The 11,791-nt window shown below is 44.0% G+C and carries 14 protein-coding genes; 10 read left to right on the forward strand and 4 right to left on the reverse strand.

What is annotated here, in order from left to right:
- Window positions 1–376: 376 nt before the first annotated feature.
- The 3 genes from BLO31_RS16920 to BLO31_RS16930 are packed head-to-tail and all read right to left on the reverse strand — an operon-like array spanning window position 377 to window position 1,708.
- Complete coding sequence (locus BLO31_RS16920) at window positions 377–910, reverse strand: hypothetical protein (RefSeq protein ID WP_070969372.1); 534 nt, start codon at window positions 908–910, stop codon at window positions 377–379.
- Window positions 911–1,441, reverse strand: coding sequence for a YaeQ family protein (locus tag BLO31_RS16925; RefSeq protein ID WP_070969732.1), 531 nt, complete (start codon window positions 1,439–1,441; stop codon window positions 911–913). It abuts the gene before it with no gap.
- A gap of 57 nt (window positions 1,442–1,498) precedes the next feature.
- Window positions 1,499–1,708, reverse strand: coding sequence for a cold-shock protein (locus tag BLO31_RS16930; RefSeq protein WP_070969374.1), 210 nt, complete (start codon window positions 1,706–1,708; stop codon window positions 1,499–1,501).
- A gap of 353 nt (window positions 1,709–2,061) precedes the next feature.
- Between BLO31_RS16930 and BLO31_RS16935 the strand changes: the two genes are divergently transcribed.
- Window positions 2,062–2,301: an alternative ribosome-rescue factor A gene (locus tag BLO31_RS16935; protein ID WP_070969377.1), complete on the forward strand. Its 240-nt coding sequence runs from the start codon at window positions 2,062–2,064 to the stop codon at window positions 2,299–2,301.
- A gap of 39 nt (window positions 2,302–2,340) precedes the next feature.
- On the opposite strand, the gene BLO31_RS16940 is transcribed toward BLO31_RS16935, so the two are convergent.
- The gene (locus tag BLO31_RS16940; protein WP_070969380.1) at window positions 2,341–3,504 is read right to left on the reverse strand and encodes a threonine/serine exporter family protein; all 1,164 of its coding nucleotides are present in this window, start codon (window positions 3,502–3,504) and stop codon (window positions 2,341–2,343) included.
- Window positions 3,505–3,918: 414 nt separating this feature from the next.
- Here BLO31_RS16940 and BLO31_RS16945 point away from each other — a divergent pair, with 414 nt between their 5' ends.
- From BLO31_RS16945 to BLO31_RS16985, 9 genes are all read left to right on the forward strand, one after another.
- The gene (locus BLO31_RS16945; protein WP_070969384.1) at window positions 3,919–4,275 is read left to right on the forward strand and encodes an NADH:ubiquinone oxidoreductase; all 357 of its coding nucleotides are present in this window, start codon (window positions 3,919–3,921) and stop codon (window positions 4,273–4,275) included.
- Window positions 4,276–4,479: 204 nt separating this feature from the next.
- Window positions 4,480–5,649 (forward strand): D-alanyl-D-alanine carboxypeptidase family protein, encoded by a 1,170-nt coding sequence (locus BLO31_RS16950; RefSeq protein WP_070969387.1) that lies wholly within the window; start codon window positions 4,480–4,482, stop codon window positions 5,647–5,649.
- Window positions 5,650–5,856: 207 nt separating this feature from the next.
- The gene (locus tag BLO31_RS16955; protein WP_070969390.1) at window positions 5,857–6,210 is read left to right on the forward strand and encodes a helix-turn-helix domain-containing protein; all 354 of its coding nucleotides are present in this window, start codon (window positions 5,857–5,859) and stop codon (window positions 6,208–6,210) included.
- Between the two features lie 87 nt (window positions 6,211–6,297).
- Window positions 6,298–6,969: a DUF3313 domain-containing protein gene (locus tag BLO31_RS16960; RefSeq protein WP_070969393.1), complete on the forward strand. Its 672-nt coding sequence runs from the start codon at window positions 6,298–6,300 to the stop codon at window positions 6,967–6,969.
- 9 nt (window positions 6,970–6,978) lie between these two features.
- Window positions 6,979–7,194, forward strand: coding sequence for a DUF3820 family protein (locus BLO31_RS16965; RefSeq protein WP_070969396.1), 216 nt, complete (start codon window positions 6,979–6,981; stop codon window positions 7,192–7,194).
- 41 nt (window positions 7,195–7,235) lie between these two features.
- Window positions 7,236–7,478, forward strand: coding sequence for a hypothetical protein (locus BLO31_RS16970; RefSeq protein ID WP_070969401.1), 243 nt, complete (start codon window positions 7,236–7,238; stop codon window positions 7,476–7,478).
- Window positions 7,479–7,750: 272 nt separating this feature from the next.
- Window positions 7,751–8,053: a hypothetical protein gene (locus BLO31_RS16975; RefSeq protein ID WP_070969404.1), complete on the forward strand. Its 303-nt coding sequence runs from the start codon at window positions 7,751–7,753 to the stop codon at window positions 8,051–8,053.
- The gene (locus tag BLO31_RS16980; protein ID WP_070969407.1) at window positions 8,041–9,429 is read left to right on the forward strand and encodes a ShlB/FhaC/HecB family hemolysin secretion/activation protein; all 1,389 of its coding nucleotides are present in this window, start codon (window positions 8,041–8,043) and stop codon (window positions 9,427–9,429) included. Before BLO31_RS16975 ends, BLO31_RS16980 begins: the two co-directional genes overlap by 13 nt.
- 12 nt (window positions 9,430–9,441) lie before the next feature.
- The gene (locus BLO31_RS16985) at window positions 9,442–11,775 is read left to right on the forward strand and encodes a filamentous hemagglutinin N-terminal domain-containing protein (RefSeq protein ID WP_070969412.1); all 2,334 of its coding nucleotides are present in this window, start codon (window positions 9,442–9,444) and stop codon (window positions 11,773–11,775) included.
- The last annotated feature ends 16 nt before the right edge of the window (window positions 11,776–11,791 follow it).

The following is an 11,791-nucleotide window of genomic DNA, read 5'->3' on the forward strand; positions in this document are numbered from 1 at the left end:
TGAAAAGATAGATTAGTATTTATTATTTGCTGACTTCTTTTTGCTTCCAGGGGGATAGAACTAATATTATTATCAGTATATTTGTAAATGATTATTATTTTTATTTCTATAAATTACAACGCTTAACGCTAGAATGGCCTCGCAACTGTTTACTCTTTGCTCTACTCCTGAACCTAGGTCGTTGTGTGCCTCATGCTACGCAATATTGGACGGCAATAGGCTTGATAATACTCAAGTGCGATTTTTTCGTGCTTCTGGTATTTTTAAGTGGGAGAGGTGTAAGTGCGATACTTTGTTGAAAAGAGCGAAGCGCTAAAACAACTTAATAAGATTTAATGCAATAGGTGGTGTTTGACACCACCGGCTGTAGAGAGGGTTAAGAAAAGAACTGTTTTATACGAGCAAGTATTCCTTGGCTAGATAAGTTTTTAGTCGGGCTAGATTCATCACCCAGATAGAAACTTTTCATCAGTTCAGTACGCAGTCGGTCAGGTTGCTGATTGAGAAGAGGGGCAACTCGTTGTGCTGTTTGCTCGGCATAGTCATTGGCAAGAGAAAAATCCATCTGAAGGTATCCCTGCAAGTAAACCCATAGGTGGGTGATAAGTAGAAGATTGCCAACCGAATGGTTTTGAAACTTGTGCTCATCTCCGAGATGTTCTAGAAAGGTCTCTTCCATTGCCTGAAGGGAACCCATGTTCTGCTCAACACTTGTCAGCGCTTCGATGTGACTTTTGGTCAGTAGGCCGAGCAGCCTTTGCAAGTCCGAAGCGCTTTGGTCATTTGTCGTTATACGGGTAAAAAAGCGGCTGTTTTGCTCACAAAACAAAGTGAACTCAGAATTGAGCGAAAGTGATTCAATACGCGCAGTGACGCCAATGTGCTCCAGAGTCTGAAGTAAATTGGCCACTTATTGAAGCTCCTCGATCTCTACCTCAAAACTTTGATCGCCCAAGGTAAGGTAAATGGTTTGCTCACTGACCATCATTCCGAGGTCTAGGGTACGAGGCAACTCTTCTGCCATCGCATCTAGGCCGTGACCTGCAAGGCGAAAAACTTTGGCTGGGAAGTAAGAGACTTTACCAGCGACTTGATTCCACCATGCATCGGTTTTGCTTGTGAAGGTATAAATACAAACTTGTTTGGCTAGGCGGCAGGCTTTCTTTACCCGGTCTGGGTCGGGTTCGCCTACTTCGATCCAAAGGCTGATAGAGTCATCCAGCTCTTTAATCCAAACGTCTGGTTCTTCGGTGGTGGATAGCCCTTTGGTAAGAGCAATACCTTCTTGAGCGTTTAAACCCAAAGCGAGAACGCGCGCCAACATTCTAGCAACGGTTTCTGAAGGGTGAAGTGCTACGGTAAGCGAAAGTGCTTCGTATTTGTCTCTGTTGGTATCTGAGAGATCGATTCGAAATTTGTAGATTGTTGGTTTCAGTGCCATGAATATAAAAATAGCCAGCAAATAGTGCTGGCTATTATCTATCAATTAGTATTCAAATTATACTAGTTTGATGTTCTCAGCTTGAGGACCTTTTTGGCCTTGAGCGATAGTGAACTCAACTTTTTGACCTTCAGCAAGAGTGCGGAAACCGTCACCAGTGATTGCGCTGAAGTGTGCGAAAACGTCAGGGCCGTTTTCTTGTTGAATAAAACCGAAACCTTTAGTTTCGTTAAACCATTTAACAGTACCAGTAACTGTGTTAGACATTTTGTATATCCTTGTTTAATAAAATTGGCCTATAACGGCACGGATAGCGTGGAAAAGGAAATTGCTATTGCGTACGACGTTACGGCAGATCTACAAAAAACCCAACGAAACGGCGAGGAGTACAAAGAACCCGTTTTCTAGCTGTAGTCCAGTCTAGAGCACGTTCGGTTTAAGTCAACGGATTTCGTCAGAAATCAAAAACTTTTTTTGTTAATTTTCCTGAATTTTGCGTTGTGTATCGTTTATGCATAGAGATTCAACGCTTTTCATGGTTTTGTCACTACTGCGCGTTAGGTGGTCATCGGGTATAATGGCTATACATGAGTGATTACTCATTATATAGAGAGGAAAATATGGCAAAACAAAAGCATGATTGCCCTCATACAGTAGAAGCCTCTAGTTCAGAGGTGGAGTTTGGTAGAGGCGAGATTAAAGACAATGCACTAAAAGCGTTGGTTACCAGTCACTTATTTAGAACTAGAGTGGTTAAAAATAAGAAAGGCAAAGGAAGTTATCAGCGCAAGGCTAAGCACAAAGGTAAAAGCCCAGTTCAAAATCAACCGCTAATGTGGATTTCGAACTGGGCTTTTTAATAGAAGAATAGTGAACGTTGGCTATCTTTTTAAAAACAACTAGCGCTCCGCTTTTGGCGAATAGATCGAGTAAGCCGTTATTTGCCCTGCTACGATGGCCGAAAACATAAACAAAGCGGATAAGCCTATGCTTGGAATGGGCAACACAGATTGCTCGAACAGAGATTGACTAGCGCTGACCAATACTCGGCTACCGGGAACGAGTATGATAATCCCTTGAACGATGTAGATACCGCCAGTCAGTTTCATCTTTTTTGCAATCCAAGTACCGTACAGAGTAATCAAAACCGTTGTCACCCAAGTGCCGACAATCCAGCCACTTTCGAAACCGAGATAGAAAGGCCCCCACATTCCCAGTGCTGCAATAGGTAAGCCCAGTAAGATATCGATAGGACGGGCATTGAAAATAATACTCAGAGCAACCGAGAGCAAAAACAGCCCCATTATGTGAAAGGGCAAAGTAACTTCATTGACATATTCAGATGCAACGGCTTGCCCCCAAATTGCCTCACCTATGTTTAACCCCATAATAATGCCGACAAACAGTTTCATCAGCGTGAGCATACTTTGACCCAATAAGCTGGTTCCTGAAACCAAATCGTTAAAGGCTAAACACTCCAGTGAATTGGCAATGGATAGGCCGGGCACAAATAGAATAATGGCCGCGATACACAAAGCCCAAACCGGAACCGCAGTACCCGTGCTAGCAAAAAGAGCCACCATAACCCCAGTGAGTAGAGCGGCGATAAACTCAACCGCGATAGAGCGGCGTCCTTTACAGACTTGCTGACAGGTCCAGACCATAAGGCCAAGAAAAACGGCAAAAATGATGGCTTCCATTGTACTTCCCACCAGCAAAAGATAGGAAGGAGGAATGACCATATTGGCGAGTGCTATTAGCCACTTAGGGTATTTTATCGGTTCTGGAATTGGTTCGTTACTTGGTTGGTTGATACGAATAATCGTATTGGCAAGTAAGCTAAGGTTGATTGAAGCGGGTGCGTGACGCTTCATGACCACCGCATCGTTATCGTCGGGAAACTGGTAATTTACCGTAGTAGGGGTTGCTTGAACCATTACGTCGATATCGTGTTTGCGGGCGTAGTACTGAGTGTACTTTTCCAGTTTGTAAGGAGCACAACCGCATCGATGGAGAGTATCTCCAACCTCGACGATTCTGTTGATTCGGTATTGTGATGTCATAGTCGATATGCGCTAAATAATGTTGATATCAAAGTGCTAGTCGTTTTGCCCGACATTTTATTGAGTCAAGCGGATAAAATGCAATCTTACTTTGCGAGAGTTTACTCGGCCTATTTTAGGCCAGTCCGTTCATGCTTCAGATCACATAAAGCTAAATTCAGCATAAAAACCTCTATGTTAACAGATTGTTTAATTTGTGGCTGTTTTGGTCTCTTTTCACTGTTTAGTTACTGGCAGTGCTAAAAGTTATTACAAGTGAATTGTAACCTTTATGTTACAAGGTCTCCAGTACGATTTTTGTTGAGCCTGTAACACGTATAATTGGGTTGAATTTTGCACAAGATAGGCGAAAATATACGCAAAATGAGATTTCATATTTGAAAGGATGCTTTTTCAATATTAAGTGAGGTAAGCATGAAACTACTACTGATTATCATGACGTCTATATCCGCTGGTGTCGCGTCGGCCGATCACCTCCATTCTTTCATGTTGGGCTTGTCGATTTCTGCGCTTGCCGTCGGATCTTGTTATTGGTTTGCTTTTCGAACGACTCGTTTTCCTCAATTCGCACTTGCCCTTCTGATGTGCGGTATGTTGGCCAAGTTGGTGGTTACTCTGGTGGGTGTCACATGGAGCTTTTCTGCCGGTCTTATTACTTCACCCTTGGTGTTTGGTTTGTCTTACCTCTATTTCTCTATCGCAATTACCTATCTGTGGTTTAGCTACAAGAGCAGTGTGATTGGTAAGCCTTGGCAGCCAGAATCAACATAAGCCGTTTAATCTATCGAAAGCAGCCAGATGGCTGCTTTTTTATCTGTGCTGGCTTTTAATCGTTCATTTATGATTGATGTCTAAAATAGACCGGAATTTTATTTGCGAGAATTGGCGATTAAACGTAACCATTAGTAACATTAGGACTGCAACAGAACGACGTTTGTTTATACTGAATCCAGTTGTTGGTTACCAAATTTGCTTATGAAAAATAAAACTCTCTTTTTGTGCGGGCTATTGACTGCTTCATCTGTGTTTACTGCTACTTCGAGCGCTGCGCCGACCATTGTTCCTGATCCTCCGGCCCTGGGAGCTAAAGGTTATGTGCTGATTGATTATCATACAGGTCAAATCTTGGTAGAAAAAAATGCCAATAAGAAGCTCAATCCAGCAAGTTTGACCAAGTTAATGACCGCTTATGTTGCTGGTCAAGAAGTGAAGTCGGGTAATATTCGCTTAGATGACCAAGTGGCCGTGAGCCAAAACGCTTGGGCAAAAAACTTTCCCGATTCTTCGAAGATGTTTATCGAAGTGGGCACGAGTGTACCAATGATCGACTTGTACCGTGGCCTTATTGTTCAGTCGGGCAATGACGCAAGTGTTGCAATTGCAGAACACGTCGCAGGTAGCGAAGGTGCGTTTGTTGGTCTAATGAACTCATGGGCCAAAAAACTAGGCCTCGAAAATACGGCTTATACCAATCCACACGGGTTAGATAGTAATGGTTTGTACTCAACACCATATGATATAGCCAAGCTGGGTCAGGCAATCATTCGAGATCTACCAGACATTTATCCGCTGTACAGCGAGACCTCATTTACTTATAACGGGATAACGCAGTACAACCGCAACGGTTTGTTACGCGATCGCAGTATGAACGTCGACGGCATGAAAACCGGTTACACCAGTGGGGCAGGCTATAGTCTTGCGACTTCAGCAACCAGTGGTGATATGCGTCTTGTTTCGGTAGTGATGGGTGCCAATAGCACTAAAAGCCGAGAATCTGAAAGCAAGCAACTGCTAAGTTATGGATTCCGCTTTTTTGAAACGGTTTCACCGACGGAGGCTGGCAAAACCTTAGACAGTGCCCGAGTTTGGATGGGACAAGAAGACGCCCTTAATGTCGGTGTGGCTGAAAATGTGTACATGACTTTACCAAGAGGTGATGTTGGTAAGCTGGCTGCTGAAATTGAATATTTTGGCGATCTCGTTGCACCGATACAAGCGAATGACGTCGTTGGACAGGTTTTGTATAAAGTCGAAGATAAAACCATTGCGACTGTTGACTTAGTGGCACTTGAAGCAGTTGAAGAAGGTGGGCTGTTTAAACGCTTTTTTGACTGGTTTAAACGCCTTATCGGCGGTTGGTTCTAGTCTCAGATAAGATTTAAACAAGTGAAAAGCGCCAAGGTAAACCGGGCGCTTTTTATTTGTCTGCTCAATGATAAATCTTGATAAGCATTTACGGGCTGAAGATCTCATCATGCCAATTCTTGATGCTTTCTTAACTCAACACTGACATTTCCCACTGGTAGCCTTGGACAATGCTGCAGCAAAGTCAGCTCAGCCAAAGGAAGCCACATGGAATTTACACAACAAGACAGAGAAATGCTTTATCAAATTTGGATGTCGCAAAAAGCCAAGATGCGGATTACTCAGATGGAGTTCGCTAAAAAACTCGGTCTTACTCAACTGGAGTTTTCCAATCTTTTGCGTGGGGAACAACCCCTAACTCTCCAATTTGTTAACCAGTTTTGCCGTTCATTGCACATTGATGCCAAACAGGTGATCCCTACTTTAAAAAAAGCGATTCAGCAAGATGACAAGGTGGTCTACCTTCAGTCTAGAATGAGCGTCGACGGGGAGATTCAGAGAGCCTATATTGAAGGTAATCAGGTAGTTGTCGAGTATGTTCATACTTTCAACTCAAATTGATACCCATTTTTATAATCCTGCTTAATATTTACTCGTATACAAATATTATATGGTATATCATACTAATAAAGTAAAGCAGGAGAATTTATGAACATCAAAACCTTATTCATCGCCTTTGTCGCTGCGGCGTTTTTAGCCGGTTGTGCCGGCGGCCCAGTAAAGCGAGCCACAAAGTTTACCAGCTATGAAGATTTTAGAGCCGGACCCGAAGGTGGTGTGGATTTGGTTTGGTCTCGAATCGGATTGAGAACGGAAGAACGCCTTGTAAACAAATTGGCGGAATATGATTCAGTGGTGATAGACCAAGTTTTTGTGGTCGCTGATGAAGAGTCCATTAATCAAGAAGAAATAGAAGAGCTGACAAATTATCTCACCGAAAAGCTGACAGAAAAAATCAGCGTGCACAAACCCGTAGTGCCTGAGCCGAATGGCAAAAGCCTGAGGTTGAGTATTGCACTTAGTAATATTGAAACCCCCAACCCGGTTTTAGCTGTCACCAGTAGCGTGTTACCGTTTGGTCTTGCCATTTCAACCATTTCAAAAGTAACAACTGGCGAACACACCAATGTGGGAAGTGCAAGTATCGAGTTGTTAGTGAGCGATGCACAAGATGGAACCCCACTATTTGCAGCCGTCGACCGTGAAGCAGGAAACAAAGACTTTTCTACCATCATCGACTCACTGGATGATGCGAAAGATGCGATCAACTATTGGGTGGAGAGATTAGGTGTTACTCTAGGTGGATGGCAACAACCTTAAACTTGCTTTATGTTCGAAAAAGAAACCTTACTTAAACTCGCTAAAAGGCAAATGCCTTTTGGCAAGTACGCTGGCCGTGCTTTGATTGATCTTCCAGAAGAGTATCTTTTGTGGTTTGACAAAAAAGGCTGGCCAGAAGGGGAGTTAGGCCAGCTCCTGCAAATCTGCCTAGCGCTAAAGATCGAAGGGTTAGATAGCGTGGTTAAGCCTCTTAAGCGAATGTGAACCGCCCCTGAAACACTATTAATTAAAACAAAAGACCGACTATGAATTTTGATATCGAAGCATTGAGACATCACCAACTGGTTGAAGATGGTCAACTAGAGGGATGTTACATTCACCAACCTGCTCAAGGGAGCCAGCAAGATGACAATGCGGTTTTAGCAGAGCGCCAAGCGTTAGAAAAAATGGGCTTTAAAGTCGTTCAGGTTCAGCCCAAAGGCGGGACAACAACGTTTGCCGAGGCGATGCAAATGTTTGCAAAAAAGAGTGGTCACCAACCCAAGTGATAGATGAATGTAATCCCTATACTTTCTTTCAACTCGCATGAGATAACCTCTTCGTCCTACTAAAAAGAGTCAGCCATTTAGGTTGGCTTTTTTCGTTTCGAACCTGCTTAAAATAGAAACACGGGAAATGTGTATTTACGTGGCTCTCAACATTCAGTTCATAACAATTAGTCATTAATTACAAATCGCGATAACGAGATGACATGTCACTGCTAATCCGTATCTGATAACAATATCGATTGTTGATATAGGTGCCGGTTCAGGGAATAAAGATGCAGAGCTTGTTGTTTTGTCGAACAATCGGATTAGCGATCCTTATTGCTTCTAAAAGTGCTTATTCCGTTTCCTACCAAACGCCTATTCCCGTTTCACCATCCGTCCAACAAGAGAAGGCAAGAGAGCAAGGAGAGCGAATCAAAAGGCTTGAAGAAGAAACGACGGCTTTGCGAGCGCTCGAACCAATAGAGAGCCTACCCGAAGTGACCATCAATATCGATGAACCCTGTTTTCAAATCAACAACATCAGTTTTGAAGGAAACGACACGCTAAGTATGAGACACTGTTGTATTCACTAGAATTTGAACCTGCTTGTATTGGTATCTCTACCATTAATGCTTACCTTCGCACACTCACCAACACGTACATCGAAAGGGGATATGTCACCACTCGGGCCTACCTTACGCCACAGGATTTGTCGTCAAGTATTCTGACTATTGTGATCGTTGAAGGCGAACTAGAGAGTTTACGGTTAAATGAAGAAGAAACGTATTCCTTTGATTTAGCTATTCCATCTAATAAGCAGGAAATACTCAACCTAAGAGATGTCGAGCAAGGCCTTGATCAAATCAACCGATTACAACGTTATGATGCTCAAATCAAAATGCTACCGGGAACAGAGCCAGGTACCACGATAGTGGATGTGCATACCAATATTGGGAAGCCGATTTACATCGACTTTGGATTCAACAATGGCGGCCAGCCGTTGACAGGAGAAGAGCTGCTCTCAGCAAAGCTAGGTGGTGAGAACCTACTCGGCCTGTTTGAACAATGGTCACTAACCGCGACCAAAGCCAGCGAGTTTACTGCTAAATACGACTCAGAAAGCTTGAATTTTGATATCAATGTTCCGCTTGGTTACTGGAACTTAAGTTATCGAACGGCTTACAGCACTTACTACACCGAATTTGATAGCCGAGGATTTACCATAGATACCGATGGCAAATCGACCCTTCATAACGCTGACTTAACTTGGTTGTTTCACCGAGATGGCCAAGGTAAGTCGGCCATCACGTTAGGATTAACTCATCGAAGAGATAAAAATTACCTAATGGGTAGCCTTATCGAATCTGGCTCGCGAGCCCTAACAGCCGCTTCACTGAGCTTAAATATTAGCCATCGACTCTTGGGCGGGTACGCGACATTTTCGCCAGCATTTACCCTAGGCACAGATTGGTTTGGCGGAGAATCAGATAGCGAAGTATTAAGTGAACCTGTCGCCCAGTTCTATAAAGGCACTTTGATGGCGAGTATGAGCTATCCACTTAAAGAGTCTCTTTTTTATACCAGCAGCTTGTTTGCACAGTGGAGCAATAACACCTTGTATGGAAGCCAGCGAATCAGCATCGGCGGTGAATACACCATCCGTGGTTTTAAGAACGTTTCTTTATCAGGGGACGAAGGCTATTACTGGCGCAACGATGTTACATGGGACATCAATCGGTTTGCCTATCTCGGACAGTTACAGGCCCAGTGGGCGATAGATACAGGAACCATAGTGCCTGACAGCCAAGATGCTTATGAGAACGGCTCGTTAATGGGAACCAGCGTAGCTTTTAGGCTACTAGGACAACACTACAAAGCAGTAGCCGCTATCGGTTTTCCCATCGCTGCACCTTCACGTCTACATGTCGATGACTACGTGATCTATTACCAACTTAATCTCACCTACTAAGCGGGCGTCAATATGGAAACAAACAACGCGAGTAGACCAGTTACGCAGTTTCAAAAAGCAACCACCTACTTCATTTTGACGCTTTTTACCATTCAACCGGCTATGGCAAAGGTTGTGGTGAGCAGTGGAAACACAACGGTAGAAAAAGCGGGCAATGGTGTGGAAGTGGTCAATATCGCGACGCCAAACAGCCAAGGCTTGTCTCACAACAAATATCATCAGTTTGATGTTGATCCCTCAGGGTTAGTACTCAATAACTCAACCGAGCAGTTTGCACAGTCTCAGCTTGCTGGGTTGGTTCAAAATAACGCCAACTTAAACAGCAGTGGCGGTGCGACAGTCATACTCAATGAGGTCACGGGAGCCAACCGAAGCCAGTTGCAAGGGTATACCGAAGTATTGGGCCAATCTGCGAATGTGGTATTAACTAACCCATACGGAATAACGTGTGATGGATGCGGTTTTATTAATACCCCTAGAGCGACGTTAGCGACGGGTGAGCCTCAAGTGACCGACGGGGCACTATCAGGCTTTGAAGTATCACAAGGCAGCGTCACCATTGAGGGGTTGGGGTTAGATGCTACACAACAAACCTATTTCGATGTCATTGCTCGAACCGCACAAATTAATGCCGAACTTCATGCCAATGAACTCAATGTAGTGACAGGCCAAAACCGAGTCGACTATCAGACAAATACTGTCACTAAAAGAACCAGCGACGACAGCAACCCCTCTCTAGCGATAGACACATCTCTCCTTGGCGGTTTGTATGCGGGGAAAATCTCATTGGTCGCCACAGAAGATGGAGTCGGCGTCAACCTTGGTAATGTGGCTGCGCAGCAGGGTGACATAAACATAACTGCTGATGGAAGAGTCGTATTTGGAAATGCGAGTGCAGCGAAAGATATCAAAGTCCTTAGTCAAGATGCAATTTCACTGAGTGGCCAGCAATACGCTGATGGGAATCTCAGTTATCAAGCCAATAGCATTGAGGCTAGCAACGCGACTATTGTCGGTAAAGAGAAGTTGACTATAAAAGCCCAAGAAAATCTCAACTTAAACCAGAGCAATGTTGTCGCGGGTATTAATCAAAATGGTCAAGCAGAAGAGGGGGGGATAATTAACCTCGAAAGTGATGGTGTTGAACTCATTGCCAGTCAACTCACCGCCCACGAAAAGCTAAACAGCCAAGCAACCGATATTCAAATAGATGGAGATAGTCAAATAGTTAGCCGCTCTGCGGAACTCGTTGAACTAGCTTCCTTGACAAATGATGGTGAGATAGCCGTGGAAGGGGACCTGAGTCTCCAAGGTCAAGAAATGACGACAAATGGCGGTGGCGCAACCACGGCGCAAACCCTTAATCTTACGGGTAAGCAGCTTACGATCGGCAATGCGGTTAATGGACAAATAGTGACGTTAGATGCCGAACGGAGCCTAACAATTACCGAAGAAGGTGCAGTACATAGCCTAGGAGAGTTGAATCTTGTAGCAGAAACTGCCGTTCAACAGGGCCAACTAACGGCTGGTGGGCATTTGCAGTTGCAAGCGAATACCCTCGTTCACGACGGAAAATCGAGCGCTGATACTATTAATCTACAAGCGGACATCCTCTCGCAGAATGGGGAGCTGGATGCCGAGCAAACGTTAGAGATGAACAGCAAGCAGCTCACACTTTCTGGCAACAACTACGCTGGGGATATCGTTGTTTCAACAGGCTCACTCAATCACACGGGCATTATTCGAAGTGATGGAGAAGTCACATTAACGGCGACCGATACCATAACAAACACAGAAGGGTCACAAGTAAAGTCATCACAAATAATAAGCATAGATGCAAACTCATTGCGAAACAGCGGTGATATTCACGCGGGGAAAACACTATCTATTACCGTGGCCGATGACCTTATCAATCAGACTCATGGTTTGTTACAAGCCGCTGAAAACTTGACGCTAGAAGCACAAAACACTGACTCCAGCGGTGTGATTAAGAGTGGAGGGCAACTGAATCTAACAGCAAGTGGAGGCTCCATAACTCTACAAAGAGAGGGAGAAACCGAAACCAACGATTATTTAACGGTTACGGCGCGTACACTAACTCAATTAGGTTCTTTAAAAGCAAAAGAAACCGTCACTATAGATGCAGAAAACGCTACCTTATCAGGAGACATTCAGTCTGAATATAATGTCACTGTTGATGCTGACACACTGGATTTAAACAGTCAGATCACCGCGAACAATGACATTACTATAATCACTGGCAGCGATCTACATACCCAAAAAGACTTGATAGCAGGACGTCACCTTGCCCTCAGCGTTGCAATGTTGATAACAGCGCTGAACTAAACTCCATTGCCAATAC

The sequence above is a fragment of the Vibrio sonorensis genome (genome assembly GCF_001854765.1).
GTDB lineage: Bacteria > Pseudomonadota > Gammaproteobacteria > Enterobacterales > Vibrionaceae > Vibrio > Vibrio sonorensis.